24 protein-coding genes are annotated in these 24,209 nt (G+C 58.4%); 17 read left to right on the top strand and 7 right to left on the bottom strand.

Features of this window, described 5'->3' with window-relative positions:
• Positions 1–138 precede the first annotated feature (138 nt).
• The 7 genes from FHU12_RS27280 to FHU12_RS09275 all read left to right on the top strand — a co-directional run bounded on the left by FHU12_RS27280 (position 139) and on the right by FHU12_RS09275 (position 8,241).
• Complete coding sequence (locus FHU12_RS27280) at positions 139–1,488, top strand: glycosyltransferase family protein (RefSeq protein ID WP_260440717.1); 1,350 nt, start codon at positions 139–141, stop codon at positions 1,486–1,488.
• A gap of 81 nt (positions 1,489–1,569) precedes the next feature.
• Positions 1,570–2,847: a glycosyltransferase family 2 protein gene (locus FHU12_RS27285; protein ID WP_202669480.1), complete on the top strand. Its 1,278-nt coding sequence runs from the start codon at positions 1,570–1,572 to the stop codon at positions 2,845–2,847.
• A complete protein-coding gene (locus FHU12_RS09255; protein WP_141968921.1) occupies positions 2,847–4,295 on the top strand; it encodes a radical SAM protein in 1,449 nt (482 codons plus the stop codon). Before FHU12_RS27285 ends, FHU12_RS09255 begins: the two co-directional genes overlap by 1 nt.
• Positions 4,296–4,298: 3 nt before the next feature.
• Positions 4,299–5,108 (top strand): hypothetical protein, encoded by an 810-nt coding sequence (locus FHU12_RS09260; RefSeq protein WP_141972943.1) that lies wholly within the window; start codon positions 4,299–4,301, stop codon positions 5,106–5,108.
• On the top strand, positions 5,105–6,277 hold the full coding sequence (locus FHU12_RS09265; protein ID WP_141968923.1) for an MFS transporter: 1,173 nt from the start codon (positions 5,105–5,107) through the stop codon (positions 6,275–6,277). Before FHU12_RS09260 ends, FHU12_RS09265 begins: the two co-directional genes overlap by 4 nt.
• Positions 6,278–6,299: 22 nt before the next feature.
• Positions 6,300–7,112, top strand: a complete 813-nt coding sequence (locus FHU12_RS09270; protein WP_141968925.1) for a hypothetical protein — start codon at positions 6,300–6,302, stop codon at positions 7,110–7,112.
• A gap of 211 nt (positions 7,113–7,323) precedes the next feature.
• The gene (locus FHU12_RS09275) at positions 7,324–8,241 is read left to right on the top strand and encodes an ABC transporter substrate-binding protein (protein WP_141968928.1); all 918 of its coding nucleotides are present in this window, start codon (positions 7,324–7,326) and stop codon (positions 8,239–8,241) included.
• Between the two features lie 55 nt (positions 8,242–8,296).
• Here FHU12_RS09275 and FHU12_RS09280 read toward each other — a convergent pair whose 3' ends face one another.
• Positions 8,297–10,072: a sigma-54-dependent Fis family transcriptional regulator gene (locus FHU12_RS09280; protein ID WP_141968929.1), complete on the bottom strand. Its 1,776-nt coding sequence runs from the start codon at positions 10,070–10,072 to the stop codon at positions 8,297–8,299.
• A 275-nt stretch (positions 10,073–10,347) separates the two neighbouring features.
• Between FHU12_RS09280 and exaC the strand changes: the two genes are divergently transcribed.
• The gene (gene exaC, locus FHU12_RS09285; RefSeq protein WP_110157812.1) at positions 10,348–11,868 is read left to right on the top strand and encodes an acetaldehyde dehydrogenase ExaC; all 1,521 of its coding nucleotides are present in this window, start codon (positions 10,348–10,350) and stop codon (positions 11,866–11,868) included.
• A gap of 52 nt (positions 11,869–11,920) precedes the next feature.
• Here exaC and adhP read toward each other — a convergent pair whose 3' ends face one another.
• Positions 11,921–12,937, bottom strand: coding sequence for an alcohol dehydrogenase AdhP (gene adhP, locus FHU12_RS09290; protein ID WP_004928541.1), 1,017 nt, complete (start codon positions 12,935–12,937; stop codon positions 11,921–11,923).
• A gap of 270 nt (positions 12,938–13,207) precedes the next feature.
• Here adhP and FHU12_RS09295 point away from each other — a divergent pair, with 270 nt between their 5' ends.
• Complete coding sequence (locus FHU12_RS09295; protein ID WP_141968931.1) at positions 13,208–13,408, top strand: hypothetical protein; 201 nt, start codon at positions 13,208–13,210, stop codon at positions 13,406–13,408.
• A gap of 65 nt (positions 13,409–13,473) precedes the next feature.
• On the opposite strand, the gene blh is transcribed toward FHU12_RS09295, so the two are convergent.
• Together blh and FHU12_RS09305 are read right to left on the bottom strand one after the other, a co-directional pair.
• Positions 13,474–14,763, bottom strand: coding sequence for a bifunctional sulfur transferase/dioxygenase Blh (gene blh, locus FHU12_RS09300; protein ID WP_141968933.1), 1,290 nt, complete (start codon positions 14,761–14,763; stop codon positions 13,474–13,476).
• A 17-nt stretch (positions 14,764–14,780) separates the two neighbouring features.
• Positions 14,781–15,566, bottom strand: coding sequence for a sulfite exporter TauE/SafE family protein (locus tag FHU12_RS09305; RefSeq protein WP_141968936.1), 786 nt, complete (start codon positions 15,564–15,566; stop codon positions 14,781–14,783).
• A 191-nt stretch (positions 15,567–15,757) separates the two neighbouring features.
• On the opposite strand from FHU12_RS09305, the gene FHU12_RS09310 reads away from it, so the two are divergent.
• Together FHU12_RS09310 and FHU12_RS09315 are read left to right on the top strand one after the other, a co-directional pair.
• On the top strand, positions 15,758–16,996 hold the full coding sequence (locus tag FHU12_RS09310; protein ID WP_141968938.1) for an NAD(P)/FAD-dependent oxidoreductase: 1,239 nt from the start codon (positions 15,758–15,760) through the stop codon (positions 16,994–16,996).
• 126 nt (positions 16,997–17,122) lie between these two features.
• The gene (locus FHU12_RS09315; protein WP_004928553.1) at positions 17,123–17,416 is read left to right on the top strand and encodes an Rdx family protein; all 294 of its coding nucleotides are present in this window, start codon (positions 17,123–17,125) and stop codon (positions 17,414–17,416) included.
• Positions 17,417–17,438: 22 nt separating this feature from the next.
• Here the strand turns inward: FHU12_RS09315 and FHU12_RS09320 are convergent, their stop codons facing one another.
• Positions 17,439–18,101 (bottom strand): CPBP family intramembrane glutamic endopeptidase, encoded by a 663-nt coding sequence (locus FHU12_RS09320; protein ID WP_141968940.1) that lies wholly within the window; start codon positions 18,099–18,101, stop codon positions 17,439–17,441.
• A gap of 215 nt (positions 18,102–18,316) precedes the next feature.
• On the opposite strand from FHU12_RS09320, the gene FHU12_RS09325 reads away from it, so the two are divergent.
• From FHU12_RS09325 to FHU12_RS09350, 6 genes are all read left to right on the top strand, one after another.
• The gene (locus tag FHU12_RS09325) at positions 18,317–18,811 is read left to right on the top strand and encodes a TIGR00645 family protein (RefSeq protein ID WP_025302805.1); all 495 of its coding nucleotides are present in this window, start codon (positions 18,317–18,319) and stop codon (positions 18,809–18,811) included.
• A gap of 194 nt (positions 18,812–19,005) precedes the next feature.
• Positions 19,006–19,461 (top strand): 3-hydroxyacyl-ACP dehydratase FabZ, encoded by a 456-nt coding sequence (gene fabZ / locus FHU12_RS09330; RefSeq protein WP_038873003.1) that lies wholly within the window; start codon positions 19,006–19,008, stop codon positions 19,459–19,461.
• A gap of 30 nt (positions 19,462–19,491) precedes the next feature.
• Positions 19,492–20,280 (top strand): spermidine synthase, encoded by a 789-nt coding sequence (locus FHU12_RS09335; protein WP_141968942.1) that lies wholly within the window; start codon positions 19,492–19,494, stop codon positions 20,278–20,280.
• Positions 20,281–20,360: 80 nt separating this feature from the next.
• Entirely contained in the window at positions 20,361–20,555 is a 195-nt protein-coding gene (locus tag FHU12_RS09340; protein ID WP_038872997.1) for a ribbon-helix-helix protein, read from the top strand.
• Between the two features lie 141 nt (positions 20,556–20,696).
• Positions 20,697–21,098, top strand: coding sequence for a VOC family protein (locus FHU12_RS09345; protein WP_063989835.1), 402 nt, complete (start codon positions 20,697–20,699; stop codon positions 21,096–21,098).
• Complete coding sequence (locus FHU12_RS09350; RefSeq protein ID WP_185742292.1) at positions 21,098–21,637, top strand: dihydrofolate reductase family protein; 540 nt, start codon at positions 21,098–21,100, stop codon at positions 21,635–21,637. Before FHU12_RS09345 ends, FHU12_RS09350 begins: the two co-directional genes overlap by 1 nt.
• Here FHU12_RS09350 and FHU12_RS09355 read toward each other — a convergent pair.
• Both FHU12_RS09355 and FHU12_RS09360 read right to left on the bottom strand, forming a co-directional pair.
• Positions 21,622–23,016 (bottom strand): MFS transporter, encoded by a 1,395-nt coding sequence (locus FHU12_RS09355; RefSeq protein WP_141968946.1) that lies wholly within the window; start codon positions 23,014–23,016, stop codon positions 21,622–21,624. The genes FHU12_RS09350 and FHU12_RS09355 overlap by 16 nt on opposite strands.
• Before the next feature lie 113 nt (positions 23,017–23,129).
• Positions 23,130–24,197 (bottom strand): oxidoreductase, encoded by a 1,068-nt coding sequence (locus FHU12_RS09360; protein ID WP_141968948.1) that lies wholly within the window; start codon positions 24,195–24,197, stop codon positions 23,130–23,132.
• Positions 24,198–24,209: the final 12 nt, after the last annotated feature.

The following is a 24,209-nucleotide window of genomic DNA, read 5'->3' on the forward strand; positions in this document are numbered from 1 at the left end:
TCCAGAGCGTCAAAGCGATTTTTTTTCCACTCAATTGGGAACGTTACCGGAGACTTGTTAAAAAATAGTTAATCCAAATCAATGCACTACTCAATGGCAGGAGGTTCTGCGATGCACGCTAGGCAAGAGAAGAATGCAATGTTCATTTCGTTCGATGCCGTCTCGGTCTCAGGGATCACGGTAGAAGCAATGAAGATTGCCAAACGACTGCAAGCATGTGGATTTCGGTCATATCTTGATCTGGGATACGACATCAAGATTGATAAGGGAAACTTTAATAAATCCTATAGACATGAGCATGATATTTACCGGGATGTCTTTACGCTTGTCCGCCTGGACGGCATCACGTCGATTCCGGACTATCACCCCGCCTTTCTGGACTACGCACACGCGGCGCTGATCGGCCAGAAAACGCCCATTGACGATGAAGAAAAAGCCGGCTTGTTGCGCACTATTGCGCTGGCGGCACGGCAACTTGCGGATCGCCTCATCGCCCAATGGGAAGCGCTTGCGATCAGCCATGTGGTGGTGGAAAACGGCACGCTGCCGGAAAACATTATCTATACCAAGGCACTGTATCTTGCGATAGAAGACTATGGCCGACGCTATCAATTGACACGTTTCGTGATATGGCGCGATCATGACCTGATGTGGAACAGTGAAAAAAAGGTGCTCAAATACGGCCCCCCACCTTATTCTCACGCCATCAAACCTATCGCTTCAAAATACATTACCTATGTCACGCTCAATCACGATCTGAAGCAGAAGCTTGAGGCCTGGTGCAACCATGATGTCCATGTCGAGGTAAAGAAAAACACCTATGATTTCTCGGAAAGTCTCGAAAGGATAAACTGCAGAAAGCAGATTAATATAAGTGAAAATGACATTCTCATTGCCAGAACCACCCGTATAATCCCCCAGAAAAGATTAGACCGAGATATTGTACTGGTCAGCAGGCTTAACGCTTTATTTATACGTAACAACAACGTTCGCCGCGTCTATTTGGCGATCGCCGGCAATGAATATGAGGATCCATCATGTTATTTGCAGCTCGCCAAATTGGCGCAGGAACTGCAAGTTCTCCCCTACGTCAAATTTGTCGGCATGCTTCCCCATGCCAGTATGCGTTCGCAAAGTGATACGCTTTGCATAGAAGATCTCTATTACTCCTGCGATTTGGTCTCTTTTCTCACCTCATATGACTATGACAGCTACGGCAATCCCATTGGCGAAGCGGTCAGCTGCCGGCGCTGCTATATCGCCACCAGCTACGAGTATTACCATGAGGTCTATGGCCAGCACGGCTTTGAAGCCCCTATCATGACGATCTCTGAGTTGCACGACGGTTTGCCAAGTGACGAATTCGTCGACGAACTCTATCAATTTATTAATAACAAAGAAAAAATGAGACGCGTAGCGGAAAACAATTTCACGCTGGGAAAACGAGTACTGTCAAACAACGTCATGGAATATTTAAATATTAGTTAAACGTCGATATCACTTGATGTGACACTTCACTTTCAGACAAGCCATTTCTAACTGTGGACTTTCATTAGCCCTGGAGGATTTATGCGTGATACTGTTTTTGTGTCTGTCGTACTGCCCGTTTATAATGAAAGCGACCGTATCGAGGCGGTTTTGCTTTCTCTATTCAATCAGAATACCAAGAATGAATTAATCACCCACGACACTTACGAGCTGATTATTGTCGATAATAACTCCACCGATGACTCCGTCGCTAAAATAAATGCTTTTAGTGAAAGACATCCGGTTATGGATATTCTTGTTATCGACGAGAAGGTACAGGGGGTCTCTTCGGCCAGAAAACGCGGTATGGATTATGCGTCGCTGCGATCCAAAGCCCGCGATAGCCGGCTGGGAAAAAAACGCAAGCACTATATCGTTTCCGCCGATGCCGATTGCACCGTGGATACATTTTGGCTTTACGAACTGGTGAATACCATGCTCGATCAACAAGGTGACCTGGGCACCTGCAACTATTACTACAACCCCGTAGATTTTGAGCAACGCCCCAACCTGTTCCGCGAGATCCAAAAAACGCTGCGTCTGCGTGAATTCTCATTCTCCCTGTTCGGCGGCTTCCCCGACGGCAAAGGGTTCGGGGTGGAGCGCAGCCTGTATGACGCGGTAGGCGGCATTGAAATCTTCTATCAGCTCAACAACGGTCGTTTTGTCGAGCACCTGTCCGACGACTGGGATTTCGGCATTAAGGTTATCGCCTACGGCGGCAAACCGGTTTACGCCCGGCATGCTTACGTTGAGATCAACAGCCGTCGGGTCGACACCCTCCTCGACGAGGTAATCAACGGCATCGCCTACGGCAAAGACGGCATCATTATCATGAAAGACGTCCGGCCGGACGTTGAGCGGCAGAAAACCGTACTGGCGGACGCCACACCGGCGGAGGCGAAACTGGCCTGGGATTACTCGGTCAAGGACTACACGCCCAAGAATATCTTACTGCCCGTGCTGCTCAACCCGTATCTGCTGTTGGAAAACAGCGAAGTGCGCGATTTCTTCTCCGGCCCGCTGGCCGACCGCCTCTACCGCCGCATTCACGAACTGAAACACGAGATGCGCATCATCGATTTCAAACCAATTCATGCCTACAAAACCCCCGCCTATCGGCTCTACCTTGAGTTTCGCGATGCGCTGTTTGCCGTCATGCGCCGCGCCGTCGGTGACGATATCGGTTTCCCGCCCACATTGCCGGCCTGTTTCGACGCGGTCAACGACGATGATTTCCCCCGCTTTGTTTATTACTTCTGTGAAGACCGCGAGTCCGGCGAAGCACATAACTATTTCGGTAATGGAGGGGTCTTCTGATGAATGACGAAGCCTTGCAATCGTTATTGGATATCGATGAAAACTACCCTACGCCGCAGGTGAACGCTTTCCTGGCGCAACCGCAAAACCGGGCCTTTCTGGAGTATGTGCATAAGGATCCGTTCGGCTGTCACGTGTTCCCCGGCGATATCGTCGACTATCCGCTGTCCGCGTTTTTTACCGACATGGAAGCCGACATTCGTCAGGCGGGCAAAATCCATCTCTGGGCCTATATCCCAACCTGCCGCTATCGCTGCCATTTTTGCCAGTACCCCACGGTGATACTCAATCCCAAGGCGCCCGCCTCTCAGGAGGTATTCCGCGATTTGGTCGACTTCAATATCAAAGAGGCTCGAATGTGGCTGGCGCGCGTGCCCAGCCTGGCCGAGGTGGAAATCGGCGAGTTCAACGTCTTCGGCGGCACGCCGTCCCTGCTGCCGGAGCCGGAACTACGCCGTATGATGGCCTTCTACTACAGCCACTTTAACTTCGCTAACGCCACCCTGCGTTTCGAAGGAGAGCCAGGCACCCTGAATAAAGCCTATCTGACGCTGTTGAAAGAGCTCGGCTTCAGCAAAATCAGCTTCGGTACCCAGTCCTTCAATGATGACATCATCACCGCCTGCGGGCGCATGCATTCGGCCGAGGAATGCGTGGAAACCATTTATCATGCGCGTGCACTCGGCATCGATTGGGTCAGCGTGGATCTCATCTATGGCATGCTGGGGCAAAGCGTGGACGACGTAAAATACGACATGGAAAAGACCCTTGCGCTGGATCTGTCACATGTCGTCTGCACCAAGCTGCACATGGATGAGTTTATTAAAAATCGCACCGGCGTCTCGGGCGAACGCGAAAGCCTGTGGCAGAAAAAGGGGCTGATCAGTGTCAATAACATGCGCTTCCCAGGATTGGGCAAGCAGTACCAAATGCGCGAACTGGTCGAAAGATACCTGAACGACGGCTATACCGAACACCCCACCATGTACTTTCACCGCAATGATCAACAACCGGAAAAGTGGAAGGCGCTGATCACCGATCTCGACAAACAGTATCCGGAAGTGGCGATCGGTTTGGGCGGCAGTTCCAAATCGACGCGATCCGAAGCCATCAACCTCACCGGTTACAAGAAATACAAGGACGCGCTCAACGAAGATCGGCTGCCCATCGAGGAAAGCCGCGGTTTCTCTCCGATCCAGCGCGAAGTGAACGCTTTCAAAATGGCGCTCTCCACCTTGCTGCCGGTGGACGATCGGGTGTTTAAACGGCGCTTTGACGGCAACAGTCTGTTTGCTAACCCGGTCATCCGCCACACGTTGAAAACTTTGGTGGATAAAGCGTTGGTCACCGTCGATGGCCCGTGCGTCAGGCTAACGCCCATCGGCGTCACGCTGGTTGAAGCCATTATCAATACCCAATTTTCCGCAGAATTCCCCCATCAGGAGTGAATGATGACCACAACCGCCTCCAAACCTAAACCGGTATTCAGCTTCTATTACATCGGCATCGATACCGAAGCCGGCGTAACGCAACAACAGTTTGAAACCTTTGTCCGCGAAAAAGGCGTACATATCCCCTGTTATCCCGGCTGGCGCTGGACGTTGTTGCGCGGCCTGCGCGGCGAGCGCGTCGGGCAATACCTGATGCTGTACGAGATTGACAGCCCCGAGCAGCGCGATCGTTACGTTACCGCTACCGGACAGAGAACGGCGCAAGCGCACGAATTCTGGCGTCAGCATGCCGATGCGCAGGAAATCCTCGCCGAATGGCGAAAACTGGGCACCTACAGTCTGCTGCCGACGCTGTTCAGCGATTATCGTCTGCTGGCGGAGAATGAAAGAAGTGACGTGCCGAGTGGCCCGCGTTTTCAAGAACGGCCCGGAGAGGCACCCGAAGCACGCATTATCGGCATCCACAATCTGGCGCTGCGCGAGGGCGTGACGCCGGCGCAGTTCGAACGTTTTATCGCCGAGAATCACCATCGCATTGAAGATTATCCGGGCTGGAAGTTTCATTTGCTCAAGGGAGAGCGCGGCAATCGGCTCGACCAGTACGCGGTCATGATGGAAATCGCCAGCCTGGCGGCGCTGGACGTGTTCTACCCGGAACCCGACATCGCCACCGCCGAAGCGACAACCTTCGCCAAAGCGCATCGCGACACCAAACAAATGTATGAAGAGTGGAAGCAACTGGCGTCATTTTCCGGTTCGCCGCAAATTTATACCGACTATCTGTCCGTCGCACAGAGCCGATCGTCATGATGCTGCATTGGCTAACCGGTGAGGCCACGGAGAATCATCGCCGGCAAATCGCCACCCGAGCGATATTCTTCCTCGCCGGGTTGGGCATGGCCGCCTGGGCGCCGCTGATCCCTTTCGTAAAAGCACGGTTGGGCATCGATGACGGCACGCTCGGTTTGCTGCTGTTTTGCCTCGCCGCCGGCTCCATGGCGATCATGCCCTTCGCCGGTTATCTGATCGCCAAGCTGGGGTGCCGCACCGTGTTGCTGGGTGCAGGCGCCTTGCTGTGCATCGACTTGCCGTTGTTGGCGTTAATCGATGCTCCGCTGCTGATGGGGGCGGCATTGGGGGTATTTGGCGCCGTCAACGGCATCATGGATGTGGCGATGAACTCACAGGCGATAATCGTCGAGCGGGAGAGCGGCCAGGCGAAAATGTCCGGTTTTCACGGCTTCTACAGCCTTGGCGGCATTGCCGGCGCCGGCGGCGTCAGTCTGTTGCTGCTGGCGGGCCTCGCCCCGGCCCTGGCCATCGGCCTGATCGCCATTCTCATCGCGATCCTGTTGCCGATCGTCGCCGGCGACTTGCTCACGTACGGCGGCATCGGCGAACGGCGACGGGGCAGCGCGCGGTGGGCACTGGCCCACGGCAAGATCCTGTTTATCGCACTGCTCTGTTTCTTCGTGTTCCTGACCGAGGGGGCGATGCTCGACTGGTCGGCGTTATTCCTTCATGCCGAACGCGGCGTGGCCAAATCGCAGGCTGGGATGGGGTTCACGCTGTATGCCGTCGCCGTGGCCTGCGGGCGACTGTGTGGCGACCGGCTGATCGGCACCATCGGGCGCTACCGCACTCTGCTGTTCGGCAGCCTGTGCGCCGCAACGGGATTGCTGTTGACCGTCAGCGTCCCTCTGGCCTGGTCCGCCTTCGTCGGGCTGATGCTGGTCGGCCTGGGCATCGCCAACATCGTTCCCATTCTGTTCAACGCCGTCGGCAATCAAAAGCAGGTACCGCCTGGCCAGGCGTTTCCCGCCGTAACGCTGGTCGGTTATATCGGTTTATTAACCGGCCCGGCGCTGATCGGTTTTATCGCCAAGTACACCTCTCTGACTTTGGCTTTCGGTTGCACGCTGATCTGCCTGGTGCTGGTCAGCATCAGCGCCAGAGCCGTGACGCGCTCATCTCACTGATTCAATTTGCGAGGATCGTTAAATGAATGTATCAACAACGCCGGTTTTCTCCCTGCACTACGTGGGGATCAACCTGAAAAGAGGCATCGCCTCGGATCGCTTTGAGGATTTCGTTCGCCGCAAAGGCGTCGCCATCCCAGCCTACCCCGGCTGGCAATGGACGCTGCTGCGCGGCCTGCGCGGCGAACGTGAAAATCAGTACCTGATGGTTTATCAGGCTAAGGACGCCGCCACCTACGCACGCTATATCGGCGGCAACGGCGAGCTGACCGATGAGGCGCACGCCTTTTGGCGGCAGCGCCCGGAGGCAGCTGCACTGATTGAGGAGTGGAAAACCTTCGCGACCTTCGCCGAACTGCCGACCCTTTACACCTGTTACAGCCTGGTGGCGGAGAATAGTCGCAGTTCGTTGCCTCCCGGCCCCAATTACCGCTACCAACCGGGACAGGAGCGCATTCAACGTGTCGTCGGCATTCATAACCTGGCGCTCAAAGCGCGTGTCTCGCCCCAGCGGTTTGAACGATTCATCACCGACAACATCCACCGCGTGCAAGACTACCCAGGCTGGAAGTTTCACCTGCTGAAGGGCCAGAGCGGCAACCGCCTGGACCAGTACGCGGTGATGCTGATCATTGAAAGCCTGGCGTCGCTCAACGCATTCCATCCAGATCTCGACGTCTCAACCGAGCAAGCGCTCAGGTTCGTGGCGGAGCATCAGGATACCGAACGGATGTACGACGAGTGGAAAACACTGGCGTCGTTCTCCGGCGCGCCGCAAATCTACACGGATTATCTGGCGATTGGCGGCAACGAGAATCACGCGCATCCGGCGTAAACCGAGTGGCGGCGTTGAGCGCCGCCGCCTTCACGGCCGTTGTTCGCCGAACGGCGCCCACAGCATGGTTCATCCTCGGTGTCTCAGCGCCGGCGGCGCATCATGATTTTTCCAAGATTGGTTAGTGAATTTTGTTCGTTCACAGACCTGCGGCCTTCAGAGATAGTGCAACGACCCTGTGACAATCCTAATAATGAAGGTAATTAACATAATGATAGATAGCAAAAAGATGATAGTGATGGCGGCGCTGCTGAGTTTTTCCGCCGCTGCCGCGCCAGGGGTGGATATCGTCGCCAACGAAACGCCTATCCACACGGCGAAAAGCGCCGAAGCCGTGGCCAAAATCCCCGCCGGCTTCCGGTTCGTGGAACCCGGTACGCTGACGGTGGCCATTTCCCTGCTGGGCAGCGGCCCGCCGTTCGGCCTGTACGCGCGCGACAATAAAACGGTGATCGGCAGCGAGGCGGACATCGCGCGCCTGGTGGCCGACGGTTTGGGGTTGAAACTCAAGCTGGTGCCCACCTCGTGGGAAGACTGGCCGCTGGGGGTGGCCTCCGGCAAATATGACGCCGCGGTGTACAACATCACCGTGACCAACGAACGCAAGACCAAATTCGATTTCGCCACCTATCGCCAGGATACGCTGGGGTTCTACGTCAAATCCGACAGTAAAATCACCCAGATCAACACCGCGCCGGATATCGCCGGCAAAAAGATCATCGTCGATTCCGGCACCAATCAGGAAGCGGTGCTGCTGGCCTGGGACAAGGAGAACCGCGCCAAGGGACTGGCACCGCTGCAGCCGGTGTACGTCACCGACAAGGCCGCCTCCACGCTGGCCATTCAGTCCGGCCGCGCCGACGCCACCTTCGGCCCCAACGTCTCCGGCGCCTATCAGGCGCGGCTGACCGGCAAGACCCGATTGGTGGGCATCGTGCCCGGTGGCTGGCCGAAGACCGCCAACATCGCCGTCACGCTGAAGAAAGGCAACGGCCTGGTGGACGCGGTGCAGGCTTCTCTCAACGGCGCCATCGCCAACGGCAGCTATCTGCAGGTGCTGGATCGCTGGGCGGAGAGCGACGAGAAGATCGCCCATTCCGAGATTAACCCGCCGGGGCTGGGGGACTAAGGCGTGAACCGGCCCCGCATCGAGGGGCCGGCTATTGATGATCGGTCGTGACGTTTCATTCCGCTACCGCTTTCTGCCTTCCCAGCTTGCGGTACAGCGTGCTGCGCGAAACGCCGAGCGCCTTCGCCGCCCGGCTGAGGTTGCCGCCCGCCGTGTCGATCGCCGCCTGCAGCTCCTCCAGGCCGGTATCGGCGCTCTCCTGGCGCGGCGCCAGCACCGCGATGGACTGCGGCAGATCGTCCAGAGTGAGCACCGCATGATCGTCCGCCAGCGCCAGCAGCACCTTGAGCGTACTCAACAGCTGCCGCACGTTGCCGGGCCACGGGTAGCGCGTCAGCATCGCCAGCGCCTCCGGCAGCAGGCGAATGTCGCGCCGCTCGCCGCCCAGCTCTCGCCACAGCTGCAAAATGAAGGCTTCCAGCTGCGCCCGCTCTCTGAGCGGCGGAATGCGCAGGCTGTATTCCTGTATGCGGTACAGCAAATCCTCGCGAAATGCCCCCGCCTGTACCTGCCGATGCAGATCGTGGTGTGTGGCGCAGACCAGCGCGAAATCGACCGGATAAGCGCTGCGGCTGCCGAGCGGCGTGACCGTTTTTTCCTGTAACACCCGCAGCAGCCGCGTCTGCAGGCCCGCCGGCATGTCGCCGATTTCATCGAGGAACAGCACGCCGCCGTCCGCCTCGCGGATCTTGCCGATATACCCTTTCGGGTTGGCGCCGGTAAACGCCCCCGGGGCATAGCCGAACAGCTCGGACTCGATCAGCGGCTCAGGCAGCGCCGCGCAGTTGATCGCCACGAAGTTGCCGTTACGCCAGCGGCTCTCTTGAAACAGGTGTCGGCTGAAGTGCTCCTTGCCGCAGCCGGTTTCACCGGTCACGCACAGGGAAAGGCCGGCGTTGAGAATGCGCAGCGCTTTCTGATGCTGCTCGTCATGCCTTTGCGCCGGCGGTGCAGAACGCAGGGCGCTGACGCGGCGCTGCGGCGCCTCAAGCAGCGAATAATAATGCCGTTGATTGCCGGCCAGCGTCTGGTGCGGTGCGCCGGAGGGATGTCGCAGCAGGTCGGGGAACAGCTGGGCGAACTCAACCGCGCCGAATGCGGCCGGTGAAAGCTGGAACTCCAGCATCGCCAGCCGATTGGCGGCGACCAGCACTTCGTCGTGAAACACCAGCAGCAGCTCCTGCGCGCTGCCCAGGCTCCGGGCGTCGGCGTGCAGGCGCAGCGTCCAGTGACGATCGGCGATCGCACTTCTGACCCAGCGGTGTTCGATATGTCGCACCGCCTGCATGATCAGGTGCTGTGCATCGCGATACGGCCGCTGCGCGGGTGCGGAAAGATTCAATATCCCGGCAATGTGGCCATCCGGTCGGTAGATCGGCGCGGCGGTGCAGTTCAATCCGGCATTTTGGTTGAGGTAATGCTGGTCGCCGCGCACTTCGCAGAACGCGCCCAGCGCCAGCGCGGTGCCGATGGCGTTGGTGCCCCGCTCCGCTTCTCCCCACGGGTTGCCCGGCGCCAGTGCAAAGCGCGATGCCTCATGCAGAAAATCGGTGTTGCCGCGGGTTTCCAGCACCAGTCCATCGGCGTCGGCAATGACCACAATGGCGGGCTGGCGCGTAATTTGCGCGCCCAGCTGCTCGATCAGCGGCTGCACCCGTTGCGGCACCCAGTCGTTGCGGCTGCGCCGCTCTTCGAGCAACCCGGCTTTGATGAACGAGATATGCTGGTCGGCGCGCGCCAGGCCGTAGCCCCGGCTGCGCTGCCAGGATTCCGCCAGCGGGTGGGTCAACAAACTGGCGCCCTCAGTGGGCAAGCGGTCGTCAGGCAACATGCGTTTCTCCCCCGTTCGCGAGTGTTGCAAATATGTATCACAGATGTGTATCAGGCGTTGCGACACGGGACACAAAAAATCATCGCCGGCGGCGGAACCGCTCGATTCGCCAAGCCACATCTGTTTTTAAAACGCTAATAAATAAGCTCTTTTAACGAGCGTCTTCGCCATGCATCAATCTGGCACGGGGCGTGCTTCTCCCTGCTGCGGCGGCATGCCGCACTCACAGGCGCAGCGCAATAGCGCCGGTTATCATCTGCAGAGAGGTGCTTCACATGAAATATGTCCACCCCGGTTTGCCTGGCTCGCTGGTCTCGTTCCGCAAACGCTATGGCAACTACATTGGCGGCAAATTCGTCGAACCGGTATCCGGCAACTACTTCACCAACACCTCGCCGGTGACCGGCCAGCCGATCGCCGAATTCCCGCGTTCCGACGCCAAAGACATCGAACTGGCGCTCGACGCGGCGCATGCGGCGGCGGACGCCTGGGGCAAAACCAGCGTGCAGGAGCGCTCCAACGTGCTGCTGGCGATCGCCGATCGCATCGAGTCGCGGCTGGAGATGCTGGCGCTGACCGAAACCTGGGACAACGGCAAACCGATCCGCGAAACCCTGAATGCCGATCTGCCGCTGGCGGTCGACCATTTCCGCTACTTCGCCGGTTGCCTGCGCGCGCAGGAAGGCACCGCGGCAGAGATAGACCAGAACACCGTGGCCTACCATATCTATGAGCCGCTGGGCGTGGTCGGCCAGATCATTCCGTGGAACTTCCCGCTGCTGATGGCCGCCTGGAAACTGGCGCCGGCGCTGGCGGGCGGTAACTGCGTGGTGCTGAAACCGGCGGAACAGACCCCGCTCGGCATCAGCGTGCTGATGGAAGAGATCGGCGATCTGCTGCCGCCGGGCGTGCTCAACGTGGTGCAAGGCTTCGGCGCCGAGGCCGGCGAAGCGCTGGCGCGCAGCAAACGCATCGAGAAGATCGCGTTCACCGGTTCCACACCGGTCGGCCGCCACATCCTCGCCTGTGCGGCAGAGAACATCATCCCCAGCACCGTCGAGCTGGGCGGCAAATCGCCGAACATCTATTTTGAAGACATCATGCAGGCGGAGCCGGAGTTTATCGACAAGGCGGTTGAGGGGCTGGTGCTCGGCTTCTTCAACCAGGGTGAGGTCTGCACCTGCCCTTCACGCGCGTTGATCCAGGAATCCATCTACCCGCAGTTTATGGAGAAAGTACTGGCACGCATCGCCACCATCCGCCAGGGCGATCCCTTCGATACCGAGACCATGATCGGTGCCCAAGCGTCAAAACAGCAGTATGACAAGATCCTGTCCTACATCGACATCGCTAAAAACGAGGGAGGAAAAATCGTGGTGGGTGGCGAACCCGCCCAGCGTGGCGACGAAGTGCAAAACGGGTTCTACCTGCAGCCGACGTTGATTACCGGCAATAACAGCATGCGTTTCTTCCGCGAGGAGATCTTCGGGCCGGTGATTGGCGTCACCACCTTCAAGGATGAGGCTGAGGCTCTGGCGCTGGCCAACGACACCGAGTTCGGGCTGGGCGCCGGGCTGTGGACCCGCGACATCAATCGCGCCTATCGCATGGGCCGCGCGATCAAAGCCGGGCGCGTGTGGACCAACTGCTACCACCTGTACCCGGCGCACGCCGCGTTCGGCGGCTACAAGAACTCCGGTATCGGGCGTGAAACCCACAAGGCGGCGCTGTCGCACTATCAACAGGTGAAAAACCTGCTGGTCAGCTACGACGCCAAACCGCTGGGCCTGTTCTGAACCGGGCATAACAACAAGAAGGCCACCCGCGGGTGGCCTTTTTTAGCGATGCTTATTTCGCCATGCCGAGATCGATCACCATGCGACCGCGGATGGTGCCCGCCTTCATCTCGTCGAAGATGGCATTGATATCGCCCAATGGTCGTTTAGTCACTTTCGGCGTCACTTTGCCTTCGGCGGCGAACTGGAACGCCTCTTTCAGATCTTCGCGCGTGCCCACCAGCGAACCCACCACCTGAATGCCGTCCAGCACCAGGCGCGGAATGCTCAGATCCATGCTCTCCGGCGGCAGCCCCACCGCCACCACTTTACCGCCGGCGCGCACCGCATTGACCGCCGAGTTGAAGGCGGCTTTCGCCACCGCCGTCACCACCGCCGCGTGAGCGCCGCCGGTTTGCTGCTGAATGATCTCCTCCGCATTTTGCGTTTTGGAGTTGATGGTCAGATCGGCGCCGATCTGTTTGGCGAATTCCAATTGGCCATCGTTGACGTCGATGGCGATCACTTTGGCGTTAAACACGTTCTTGGCGTACTGCAACGCCAGGTTGCCTAGACCGCCCAGACCATAGATGGCGATCCACTGCCCCGGCTTGATATCGGAAATTTTCACCGCCTTGTAGGTGGTAACCCCGGCGCAGGTGATGCTGCTGGCGGCGAAAGAATCGAGCCCGTCCGGCACTTTCACCGCGTAGTCCGCCACCACGATGCACTCTTCCGCCATGCCGCCGTCAACGCTGTAGCCGGCGTTCTTCACCGAACGGCACAGGGTTTCGTTGCCACTGACGCAGTATTCGCAATGGCCGCAACCCTGGTAAAACCAGGCGACGCTGGCGCGGTCACCCACTTTTAACGAGGTGACGCCCTCACCGACGGCGGAGACCACGCCGATACCCTCATGCCCCAACGTAATGCCCGGCACCTCGCCGAAATCGCCGTTTTTCACGTGCAAGTCGGTGTGGCACACCCCGCAACACTCCATCTTCAACGCCGCCTCGCCGTGCTTCAGCGGGCGCAGCACTTTATCCTGAATGTCTACGGTATGGTTTTTCGTCACTACGGCAGCTTTCATGGTGTTTTCCTTAGCAGAATGGGAAGTACAGTTGTTAATGTAGTGACTGTATTCAGTGAGGGCAAGCGCCGCGTGTTTTGTGTAAAAACAAATAATTAAATATGAATCAGCATGATTATTTCATAAAAAACAATTAACAGACGGCGCGATCTCATTCGGATTGACAGCCGCCCCGGCGGCGGCGGATGATAAAAAAAAGGGTCAGGTCGCCTACGTGTCATCAACGAGACACGATCGGACCACCAACGCAAAATGAAGGGGCAACTGCACATGTTCTCCAAAATACAGTTCCGCTGGTGGAGCGCGCCACTGGCGGTGCTGCTTACCGTTGCGCTCTTTATGGCGCTGGATAGCTGGGGCCTACCCCTGGGGGGGAGTGGCTTGTTGCGTTCGCTGCTCGTGAGCGGCGTCTGCGTTATTTTGCTGTATGGCATCAACCGGATCGCCGCAAAACAAACATCCAACCGCTGACACCACGCCCCTGCTGCCGGCGCCGATGATTTCTGTCTATTCCGCCTGAAATTTTGCTGTTTGACTCATGCCTTGAATCGATTAACAGGAATTTTGAGGTAGTGCTGCCCGTCATCTTCGCAATCAGGCAGAACGCCGCCGCGAATATTGACCTGCAGCGCCATCAGCATGAGTTCCGGGTGCGGCAGCGTCGCGTCCCGCTGCTTTCTTTGCGCAATAAACCGGGATTTATCCATGTTGACCACCCAGGGATTGTTCTCGCGCTGCTCTCTCACGGTGCTTTCCCAGCGGGCCTCACGCCCCGCCGGGCGGTAATCATGGCCGGTAAACAGGCGGGTATCCGCCGGCAGGCTCAAGATCCGCTGCAATGAATCCCACAAGGCCTCCGCATTGCCGCCAGGGAAATCGGCCCTTGCCGTGCCGCTGTCCGGCATGAAAAACGTATCGTGGATAAACGCCGCATCCGCAATGTAGTAAGTGACGGACGCCAGCGTGTGCCCGGGAGACAGTAAGACTTCAGCGCGCAGGTTGCCGATAAAAAAGACGTCCCCATCTGCAAACAGCGCATCCCAGACGGTATTGGCGGGAGGCAGGTCTTTTAAATTATAGATCTCTTCCCATATCTCCCGCACGGCGGTAATTTTTTCACCGATGCCGATGAAGGCGCCGGTTTTCTGCGCCAGCCAGGTGGCGGCCGAAAAATGATCGGCGTGCGGGTGCGTATCCAACACCCAGGCCACACCCCACCCCCGCTGACGGATAAAATTCAGAATATCGTTGGCCTGTTGATGCGAGACCGTGCCCGATCGGCGGTCAAAATCCAGCACCGGGTCGATAATCGCACAGCGGCGCGCCTCGGGATCGGCAACCACATACTGCAGGCTGCCGCTTTCCGGCTCATAAAACGCGTGAACTTCCGCAGTGGCCCGCACGGACCGATGCTTGCCATACCAGCCAAGCGCCTTATCGGCGTCCGCGCCATATTCGTCGCATTGGCGGCGAAATTGCGCTTCATCTATCTGACCTTCGCGCAGCGCATACAGCAGGGAAAGGCCGGCAGAACGAGCCCCGCTTCTGCAGTGCGCCAAAGTCTTCTCGCCTTGTCGCAACAAAAACTGGAAGGTGTAAACGGTCTCCCAGGTCAGCGTATCGAACGTATAAGGAAGATAGACGTAACGCATCCCCTCTTGTTCAGCCAACGCTTTCTCTTGCTGATGGTCAAGATACTCCCCCGGCTCTTCGTCCGGCCGATTGTTGACGATAAGGCGGTAGCCCTGTTGAGACAGCGCCTTGAAATCACGCGCTTCAGGCGCGCCCGAAAAGGAGAGCTGAGGGTGGTAAGTGCGGATGTGCATGTTTTTTTCCTTCCGTTTCATAGGCTTTTAAATAACATATACAGGGCCAGCGCCAGGAGCATAAGGGCATAGAGCACATTGATGATGTCCTCGCGTTTTTTCAGGCGCTCGGCGAGCGCTACCCCCACCACACCGCCCAGAACACCGCCGACGATGAGCCAGCACGTAATCGCGATCGAGACCTTTCCGGACATGGCATAGCTGGCGCTGGTCGACAGCCCCATGGCCGCCACGACCACCAGTGAGGTTGCTACCGCTTCAACCATCGAGAAGCGGAAAAACCAGACCAGCGCCGGCACAACCAAAAATCCGCCGCCGATGCCCAGAAAGCCCGCCAGCCCCCCCAGGGCCAGGATGCTGGGCCATACGATGGCGGGATGAATGGCAACATGGGGGGACGGCAAGGGGGACCCTGCAAGGTGATTTCTTTTCAGCGTCAATCCGGCGACAACCAGCATCAACAGGGAGAACGGCAGGGTTAAGTAGTGCCCGTCCGTGATTTTTCCCATCTGAGATCCCGCCAGCGCGCCCATGACAGCAACCAGCGAAACGACAAGCCCGGTCTGCCACCTGACGTTGCCTTTGGCAGCGTGCGCTGCCAGGTTGATCAGCGCGTTAATGGCTACCGACATGGCGCTGGTTCCTATAATCAAATGCGTATCCGGCACTTTCACCATATACAGCAATAACGGCACGCAGACGATTGATCCGCCGCCGCCGGTCAGGGCCAGGAGGAATCCCACAATTCCCCCGGTGACCACTAACAGCATCACGATATAAAAACTGAAATGGAAAAAATCCACTGCGCCAATCCCTCAATGATGCTCATGCCATTTATTAACGATCAGTTACCCAGCAATGTCAAATAACTTATTTCGATTAGTTATTACATATAGCAAAATGGAATATGTGATTTTTTATATAACCACAAGTTCTATGAATTCGCTTTTAATCTGGGCGACAACCCCCTACTTTCTTATGAAAGGAGGCCTGCATGAAACCAGAAAAAATAAATACCCAGAAAAGCGTCGTTGTTATTGGCGGCGGCTCATCCGGAATAGGTATCGCGGCAAGCATAAGGAAGCGAGTTAAAGGCATCGATATAACGGTCGTGGAGCCCAACGACTGTCATTATTATCAACCGGCGTGGACCCTGGTGGGCGGCGGGCTCTTTGATATCAATAAAACGCGGCGTTCCCTGCGCGCTGTCCTGCCCTCAGGAACCGCATGGGTACAGGATAGCGTTGTCAGGGTTGAACCCAGTCAAAAATACGTCGAGACCCGCCAAGGACAGAAAATAAACTATGACTTTCTTATTGTTGCGTGTGGCCTCATTTTACGCTGGGATAAAATAGAGGGGCTTGAAGAAACCCTGGGATTAAACGGCGTCACCTCTAATTATCGCTTTGACCTTGCCGAATATACCTGGCAACTGGTACGGGAAATGAAAGGCGGCCAGGCGATATTTTCTCAACCGACGCTACCCATAAAATGCGCCGGCGCACCGCAAAAAGCCTTGTATTTGTCATGCGATCACTGGCGCCGCCAAGGCATCCTGAATAATATTAACGTCAATTTCTGCCTTGCGGGCACGGCGGTTTTCGGCATTCCACAATTTGTCCCCCCGTTGACCGAGTATTTGGGAAAATACCGTGCACAGGTCAATTTCAATCATAATTTAATCCGCGTTGATGGCAAGAATCGGCAAGCGACATTTGCCGTAGAGACAAATGAAGAAGGAAAACGCGAGTTAACCCTGCCCTTCGATATGCTCCACGTCGTACCGCCGCAATCGGCCCCGGCGTTTATTTCTCAAAGCGGGCTCGCGGAAGGATCCGGCTGGTGCGATGTGGATAAATTGACGCTGCAGCATAAGCATTGGCCGGATATTTTTGCGGTAGGCGACTGTTGCTCAACGCCAAACGCCAAAACCCTGGCGGCAGCCAGAAAGCAGGTGGTGGTGGTGGCGGAAAACGTCGCGGCACTGATTCATGGCGCGCCTCTCACTGCCCATTATGATGGTTATGGCTCCTGTCCATTGACGGTTGAGAAAGGCAAAGTTGTGCTGGCGGAGTTTGGCTATGACGGTAAATTGCTGCCCACGTTTCCCCTGCTCGACGCAACCCAGCCCAGCCGTCTGGCCTGGTGGCTGAAAGCCTGGTTTTTACCCCGGTTTTATTGGGCGGGCATGCTGCGTGGGGTTGAATGGTTTGCCGGAAGCAAGCGGCCGTGACGCACACTCGGCCCCCTCGTCGTTCTGGCCTCAGCAGACGCTTGACTATTTGGCGAGACAACGCCACCATCGCTTGCAGGTCCATCAGGCTGATTGCGAGCCGTTACCACTACCGGTCGATCATCGATGAAAAATGCCCCCGCAGTGACGATCCACTACTGTTCACAATGCAACTGGCTGCTGCGCGCCGGCTGGATGGCGCAAGAGCTGCTCAATACCTTCGGCGACGATCTCGCCTCCGTCACCCTGATGCCGGGCACCGGCGGGGTCTATCAAATCAGCGTCGATGGCGTGATGATTTGGGATCGCAAAATTGACGGCGGCTTCCCCGATGCGGCGCAACTGAAGCAGCGGCTGCGCGATCACAGCTTCCCCGATCGCTCTCTCGGCCACAGCGACGGTAAAAAAGCCAGGCACTGAACATCCGGCGGCAAGCACAGCTTCAATTTAACGCATAGCTGGCCGCCATCACGACGCCATTCATGGTCATATGCAGCCCAATGGGCAAATAGATCCCTTTGGATCTCACCCTGGCGGCCGTTAACACCAACGAGATGAGCACCAGGGCTGCTAATGTGCGCCAATCGGTGTACTGGGTATGCAAAACGGCAAAGATGACAGACACCGTTAACGCGGCCCAAAGCACCTTATCGTTAAACCAATACATCAGTGCGTTAAACAAACAGCCGCGAAATACGATCTCTTCATAGACGGGGACGACGAAAACCAACAAAGCGGCATTGAGCGCCAAAATCTCGCCGGGCAATGCCACCTGCTCCATCACCCAGGTTTCCGTTTTTTCCACGCCCATCAAACGCGGGAAAATAAACTGAATCACCAACAGCGCGAACAGCAGCAGCGCAAAATCGTTGCGTTTAACCTCGCCTTTGCCCAATCCTTCTCTACGGCGGAAAAAAAGCAGGTATAACGAAAAGATAGCGACAAATTCCATTCCGTACAGCAACGGCAGCAATAGCCCTTGTCGCATCAAGGCGGCTCTGTTCTCTATGAACAACGGAATAAATGTAATCAGGAACATCAGCAAAAACATGGAAAAGCAGCCATTAACGGCTCGCGTTCTCGTGATAAACGCATTGTCGACCATATAACCATCCTTAGTTTTGAGCAGCGATTGACCAAACGGTAGCAAGGCAAGAGACCGCGGCAGTTTATCCCCATGCGATATCATTGTCATGAACCCGTTCGAAGCGAACGTCCATTCGCAAATTTCTCCAAGCCATTGGCAAGCGGTTGATTTCGCCTGGGCTACCTGCGTTATACTGATCGCCCTTTTGGTCACGCATTTACAACAATTTTATGATGGAACGCTTGCTAGAAAACGCGATGTACGCCTCCCGCTGGTTGCTCGCACCGGTTTATTTCGGCCTTTCACTGGCCCTGGTCGCCCTGTCTATTAAATTTTTTCAGGAGATCCTGCACGTCCTGCCCAACATTTTTTCTGTCGCGGAAGCCGATCTGATCCTGACCCTGCTGTCGCTGGTCGATATGGCGCTGGTAGGCGGTCTGTTGGTGATGGTGATGTTCTCCGGGTATGAAAACTTCGTCTCGCAGCTGGATATCACCGAAGGGAAAGAAAAACTGAGCTGGCTGGGCAAAATGGACGCCACCTCGCTGAAAAACAAAGTCGCCGCGTCTATCGTCGCCATTTCCTCCATTCACCTGCTGCGGGTGTTTATGGACGCCAAGAACGTCCCGGACAACAAGCTGATGTGGTATGTGATCATCCATCTCACCTTCGTGCTGTCCGCTTTCGTGATGGGCTATCTGGACAAGGTCACCCGTTCCAAGCACTAACAGCGCGCTACCACACCCGATCGCCAGGATCGGGTGCCTTGCCTCCCTTTCCCCCATTCTTCGCCTGTTTCTCCGCCGTAATGTCTTTCATCTGGCACATCTGATGATAATTTTATTATAATGTTATTACACTCACCATGGACTGAACGCCGGCCATCGCACCGGTTTCGCCGCAGACAGGATCACGCGCCCCCATGCCACTGAATGGTCACCCCCTGCAATTCAACGATATTCAGGCGATTTTGCCTCATCGTTATCCCTGCCTGTTGGTCGATCGCGTGCTGCCCGCCGGCACCTGCATTGCCGAAGGGCGGCTGAGCGCCATCAAGAACATCACCGCCAATGAGCCGACGTTCTGGAGCGGCCACGCTCACTTCGCGGGTTTTCCCGGCGTCCTGCTGGTAGAAGCCCTGGCGCAAAGTACCGGCCTGCTGGCCCATTACTATCTCGGGGCGCTGAACGAAGGGGAACATTACTATTTCGCCGCCATCCAGCGGGCGCGGTTTTATCGCGCCGCCCGCCCCGGCGACCAGGTGCTGATGGAGGTCGCCTTTGTGCGCCGGCGCGGGGCGATCGCCCGCTTTACCGGCCGTGCCAGCATCGACGGCCAACGCATTTGCACCGCCGATTTCATGTGCGCCCGTAAATAGGCCGCTTGCCAAAGGAGCCCTGCGAATACCATGTCTCTGGTTGACAGCTTACTCAGAACCCTCGATTTCTCTCCGCGCGGCCAGGTGATCGCCCGCGAAGCCGACGCCTGGGGCGAAATCATCGTTTCCGATCACAAGGACTACCGCACGCTGCGGTTTGACGGCATCTGCGAGCAGAGCAAGATGAGCCTCAGCAACCCCGCGCAGCCGATCCACAACTACATCAAAGCGATGCTGATGGCGGTGGCCTGGCAGCCGCCGACGTCTGCGCTGATCCTGGGACTGGGTGGCGGCAGCCTGCTGCGTGCGCTGCACGCCCTCGATCCGGCGATGCGCCTGGACGTGGTCGAGCTGCGCGCTGCGGTGATCGCCGTCGCACGCCGTTATTTTACGCTGCCGGCCACCGACACCATCAGCCTGCGCACCGCCGATGCCATGGACTTCGTGCGCCCGCCTGCCGAGACGCGCTACGATCTGATCTTCTCCGATCTCTATTCGGCATTTGCCATGGATCCGCAACAAGGCAGCCAGACCTTCCTGGAAAACTGCGCCGCGCGGCTGAACGACGGGGGCTGGCTGGTGCTGAATTACCACGATCTGCCCGACGAAAACAGCCTGCTGTACCATAGCCTGCACCGGGTATTCAACACCGTGCTGTTTTGCGTCGCGCCCAGCGGCAACGTGATTATTTACGCCACGCTAGCCCAGGTGACGTTGCCGCTGAGCGCGCTGCGCAATCTGGCCGCCGGCAGCGGTGAACTGTTCCACTGCGAACTCGGCTACCTGTCACGCAAAATAGAGCGGCTGTATTTCCGCTAAAGACGAGCGGCGACGCGGTCTGGCTGGCCGCTTCGCCCACGTGGTATTATCATTCAGTTATCATTCTCTGGAGGATCCTGATGGAAAAGAAAACGGCGCGGCTAACGGTGCTGATTGACCCGGACAAGAAAAAAGCCCTGGAAGACCTGTGCCTGCAGCAGGACGTTACCCCTTCCCAGGTGGTACGCCAGCTGATTCGCGATTACCTGCATAAGCATCAAGTGGACTATCCCAGCCAGCCGACTCACGCCAACCCGCGCGTAGAGAGCAATTGAGCGGCGGCCTGCCCCGCACACCGTGAAGCGCGCGATCCCCCTGCGCGCGTCCTTAATCCGAATCCTCCGTTGCGCTCTGTCCATTCAGCCCCATCGCTGCTACTGTTTTATGCTTTCATCTCTCTTCGGAAAGGAAGCGTCATGTTCAGCCATATTACCGTCGGCGTCAGCGATCTGGACGCCGCCGCCGCCTTCTACGACGCCATTTTGTTGCCGTTGGGATTACAGCGGCGGGAAGTGACGCCGGACGGCGGCCCCGCTGCCCGCTGCTGGGTGCGGCCGGGCCAAACGCTGCCGCGTTTCTATGCCTACCAACCCTTCGACAGGCAGCCCGCCAGCGCCGGCAACGGCAGCATGCTGGCCTTTCTCGCCGCCGATGAGCTGGAGGTCAAGCGCGCCTACGCCGCCGGCCTGCTGGCGGGCGGCAGCAGTGAAGGCGAACCCGGCGAACGCGCGCACTACGGCAAAGGCTATTTCGGCGCTTACCTGCGCGATCCTGACGGCAACAAGGTGCATGTGGTTTACCGGGGAGATCTCGCCTGATGAAATGTTCGGTTTACATCGCCACCAGCGTAGACGGATTCATCGCCGGCCCGGACGGCGACATCGACTGGCTGCTGCGCCCCGAGTATGCGGTGTCGTTGCTCAACGGGCTTAGCTATGAGGCGTTTATCGCCGATATCGACGCATTGGTGATGGGGCGCCATACCTACGAGAAAGTTCGCGCCTTTCCCGAGTGGCCCTATGGCGAACTGCCGGTGGTGGTGCTGTCGACGCAGCCGCCCGCACAACAGGATACCGGGCACGTTCGCTGGATGACTGGCGAACCGGCGGCCATCGTGGCGCAGCTGGCCGAGCAAGGCTGCCGTCACCTGTATATCGACGGCGGCCAGACCGTCCAGCGCTTCCTACAGGCCGGGTTGATCGACGAGCTGACTATCACGCGCGTGCCGCTGCTGTTGGGCGCCGGCATTCCCTTGTTCGGCGCCGATGCCCCGGAGCAGCGCCTGCGCCTGCTCGCCGTCACTCAATCAGACAACGGTTTCGTGCAAGAACGTTACGCGGTTCAACGCGCGTCGTAACGCAGCATCAGTCGGCGGCCGCCGAAGGTGATGAGCAACGCCGCCAACGCCAACAGCGCCGCCGTCCCGTAGGTCACGCGCATACCGTAAGCCGCGGCGGCGGCGGTTCCCACCACCCGCTGCGAGGCCAGATAGAACAGCGCCCCCATCGCCGAGGCGCCGGTGATCGCCCCAAGATTGCGCGCCAGATTGACCATTCCGGCGATCAAACCGCGCCGTTCGGGAAACAGATCCTTCATCAACGCCGTGTTGTTGGCAACCTGGAACAATGCATAGCCGGCGGTCAACAGTGCGATGGGCGCCACATAGCCGAGCACGCCGGCGCGGCTGAGCAGCGACAGCAATGCCGCCCCGGCCGCCACCGCCGTCAGCCCAAGCTGGGCGATGCGCTGCGATCCAAAACGATCCACCAGATAGCCGGCCGGAATGCCGGTCAGGATAGCCACCGCCGGCCCCGCCGACATCACCAGCCCAACCTGCGCGGCGCTTAACCCCAGCGCACGCGACAGATAGAACGGCCCGACCACCAGCGTGGCGGTCATCACCGTCATCACCAGCGCACTGGCCACCAGCCCCGCCGTCAGGGCCGGATGACGGAACATCGCCGGCGCCAACAGCGGCGCGGCGGCGCGCCGCTCGGTGCGGATAAACATTGCCCCCGCCAACAAAGCACCCAGCATCAATACCAGATTGAGCACGCCGAAATCGCCGCGCCCGAGGGTCATCGCCAGCGAATAGCAGAGCAATGCGCCGCCCAGCAACAGCGTGCCGGCACGGTCGAACGGTTCCCGGCGCGTTGCCGCACGCGGCCCATTCGGCAAGCATCGCCAGGCGAGCCACAGCGCCAACAGACCCAGCGGCAGGTTGATTAGAAATATCGTCCGCCAGCCGAAGCCGGCGATCAGCGCGCCGCCCAAGGACGGGCCCAGCGCGGTGCCCACCGCCGACATGGTGCCGAGCAGCCCCATCGCGCGGCCGATTTTTTCCGTCCCCAGCACCTCGCCCGCCAGCGCCATGGCGATCGACATCATGACCGCGCCCCCCAGCCCCTGCGCCAGACGCGCCGCCAGCAACAGCCAAAGCTGCGGGGCCAGCGCGCAAGCCAGCGAAGCGACGGTAAACAGCGCGATGCCCGCCAACAGCAGCCGGCGGCGATTAAGGCTGTCGCCCAAACGGCCGATGCCGATGATGCAGGTGGTGACGGCCAGCAAATAGCAAAGCAGCACCCACTGCACCGCCTGGAACGAGGCATGGAATGCGGTGGCGAGCACCGGTAAACCGACGTTGGCGATGCTGATGCCGAGCGATGACAGCAGCATGCTCAAAGACAGTGCGGCCAGTATGCCGCGGACGCCCTGCGGCGAAGGATGGGATAACATGATAAACACTCCTGACATAGACTGAGGATTAGCCTATGTCAGGGGGTAGGATGGCGGAAGACGCACGGTGTGCACTGTATCCATGCGCCTGACGCCTTATCTGACGCGAGCCGTTACCAGGCGGCGATTTCCGCCTCGGTAAGCGGCAACGGCTGAGTCACACCGGTTTCCGCCGCCAGCGTGGCCGCCTCCAGCACCGCCATCACCGCCAGCGCCTGCGAAGCGGTAACCGGATTACTGCCGGTGCCGTGCAGCGCATCGCGCACCTGGACGTAATATTGACGCTGATCGCCATCCGGCGTCGGCAGCGTGCGCACCGGTTCCGTGCCGATAAACAGGCTCATCGCGTCGTCGTCTTTGCCCCACTCCGCCGAGCCCGGCGTCACGCCCGCCAGCAGCTGGCTCTCCTGCCCATCGGCGCGCGCTTTGACCACGCTGCCTTTCTCGCCGTGCACGGTAAAGCGTGAGACGCCGCCCGCCACCAGCATGCTGCCGTGCAGGATCACGCGGTGCGTCGGGTAGTTCAGCACCACATGGGCCCAGTCGTTAATCTGCGCGTTGGGGCGCAGCGTGGCGATGTTGGCCTGCACGCTGTGTGGCAAGCCGAACAGCTGCAGCGCCTGATCGACCATGTGCGGCCCCAGATCGAACCACAGCCCGCTGCCCGGCAGGTTCTGCTCGCGCCAGCGCACCCGCACTTCTGGGCGGTAACGATCGATGTGCGACTCAAAGTGCGTCACCTTGCCGATCAGCCCCTGTTCGATCACCTGCTTCACGCCCAGGAAATCGCTGTCCCAGCGGCGGTTCTGGAATACCGACAGCAGACGGCCGTGTTTTTCCGCCGCCGCAATCAGCGTGCGCGCCTGCGCCAAATCCAGCGTAAACGGCTTATCCACTACCACGTGCTTGCCCGCCTCCAACGCGGCCAGCGCCAGCGGCGCATGGGTGTCGTTCGGCGAGGCGATCACCACCAAATCCACCTCCGGTCGGCGGATGGCCTCCAGCGGATCGGCGATCACCTGCACGTGCGGCAGATCGGCATGCACCTTGGCGGCATCGCGCGAAGCCACCACGCTCAGTTCCAGCCCCGGCACCGCGTTAATCAGCGGCGCGTGAAACGCCTTGCCGACAAAGCCGTAGCCAATCAGCGCCACCTGCAACGGTTGTGCGGTATCGTTCATCAGTGTTCTCCT

The sequence above is a fragment of the Serratia marcescens genome (assembly GCF_006715005.1).
Lineage (GTDB): Bacteria > Pseudomonadota > Gammaproteobacteria > Enterobacterales > Enterobacteriaceae > Serratia > Serratia montpellierensis.

Bases quoted from the DNA above. Each gene is read 5' to 3' on its own strand.
- exaC (WP_110157812.1), top strand. From the start codon at position 10,348: ATGAAATATGTCCACCCCGGTTTGCCTGGCTCGCTGGTCTCGTTCCGC.
- FHU12_RS09325 (WP_025302805.1), top strand. From the start codon at position 18,317: ATGGAACGCTTGCTAGAAAACGCGATGTACGCCTCCCGCTGGTTGCTC.
- FHU12_RS09275 (WP_141968928.1), top strand. From the start codon at position 7,324: ATGATAGATAGCAAAAAGATGATAGTGATGGCGGCGCTGCTGAGTTTT.
- FHU12_RS27285 (WP_202669480.1), top strand. From the start codon at position 1,570: ATGCGTGATACTGTTTTTGTGTCTGTCGTACTGCCCGTTTATAATGAA.
- FHU12_RS09260 (WP_141972943.1), top strand. From the start codon at position 4,299: ATGACCACAACCGCCTCCAAACCTAAACCGGTATTCAGCTTCTATTAC.
- FHU12_RS09280 (WP_141968929.1), bottom strand. From the start codon at position 10,072: ATGTTGCCTGACGACCGCTTGCCCACTGAGGGCGCCAGTTTGTTGACC.
- fabZ (WP_038873003.1), top strand. From the start codon at position 19,006: ATGCCACTGAATGGTCACCCCCTGCAATTCAACGATATTCAGGCGATT.
- FHU12_RS09350 (WP_185742292.1), top strand. From the start codon at position 21,098: ATGAAATGTTCGGTTTACATCGCCACCAGCGTAGACGGATTCATCGCC.
- FHU12_RS09265 (WP_141968923.1), top strand. From the start codon at position 5,105: ATGATGCTGCATTGGCTAACCGGTGAGGCCACGGAGAATCATCGCCGG.
- FHU12_RS09295 (WP_141968931.1), top strand. From the start codon at position 13,208: ATGTTCTCCAAAATACAGTTCCGCTGGTGGAGCGCGCCACTGGCGGTG.
- FHU12_RS09360 (WP_141968948.1), bottom strand. From the start codon at position 24,197: ATGAACGATACCGCACAACCGTTGCAGGTGGCGCTGATTGGCTACGGC.
- FHU12_RS09340 (WP_038872997.1), top strand. From the start codon at position 20,361: ATGGAAAAGAAAACGGCGCGGCTAACGGTGCTGATTGACCCGGACAAG.
- FHU12_RS09320 (WP_141968940.1), bottom strand. From the start codon at position 18,101: ATGGTCGACAATGCGTTTATCACGAGAACGCGAGCCGTTAATGGCTGC.
- blh (WP_141968933.1), bottom strand. From the start codon at position 14,763: ATGCACATCCGCACTTACCACCCTCAGCTCTCCTTTTCGGGCGCGCCT.
- FHU12_RS27280 (WP_260440717.1), top strand. From the start codon at position 139: ATGTTCATTTCGTTCGATGCCGTCTCGGTCTCAGGGATCACGGTAGAA.
- FHU12_RS09345 (WP_063989835.1), top strand. From the start codon at position 20,697: ATGTTCAGCCATATTACCGTCGGCGTCAGCGATCTGGACGCCGCCGCC.
- FHU12_RS09315 (WP_004928553.1), top strand. From the start codon at position 17,123: ATGAAAAATGCCCCCGCAGTGACGATCCACTACTGTTCACAATGCAAC.
- FHU12_RS09355 (WP_141968946.1), bottom strand. From the start codon at position 23,016: ATGTTATCCCATCCTTCGCCGCAGGGCGTCCGCGGCATACTGGCCGCA.
- FHU12_RS09335 (WP_141968942.1), top strand. From the start codon at position 19,492: ATGTCTCTGGTTGACAGCTTACTCAGAACCCTCGATTTCTCTCCGCGC.
- FHU12_RS09270 (WP_141968925.1), top strand. From the start codon at position 6,300: ATGAATGTATCAACAACGCCGGTTTTCTCCCTGCACTACGTGGGGATC.
- FHU12_RS09310 (WP_141968938.1), top strand. From the start codon at position 15,758: ATGAAACCAGAAAAAATAAATACCCAGAAAAGCGTCGTTGTTATTGGC.
- adhP (WP_004928541.1), bottom strand. From the start codon at position 12,937: ATGAAAGCTGCCGTAGTGACGAAAAACCATACCGTAGACATTCAGGAT.
- FHU12_RS09255 (WP_141968921.1), top strand. From the start codon at position 2,847: ATGAATGACGAAGCCTTGCAATCGTTATTGGATATCGATGAAAACTAC.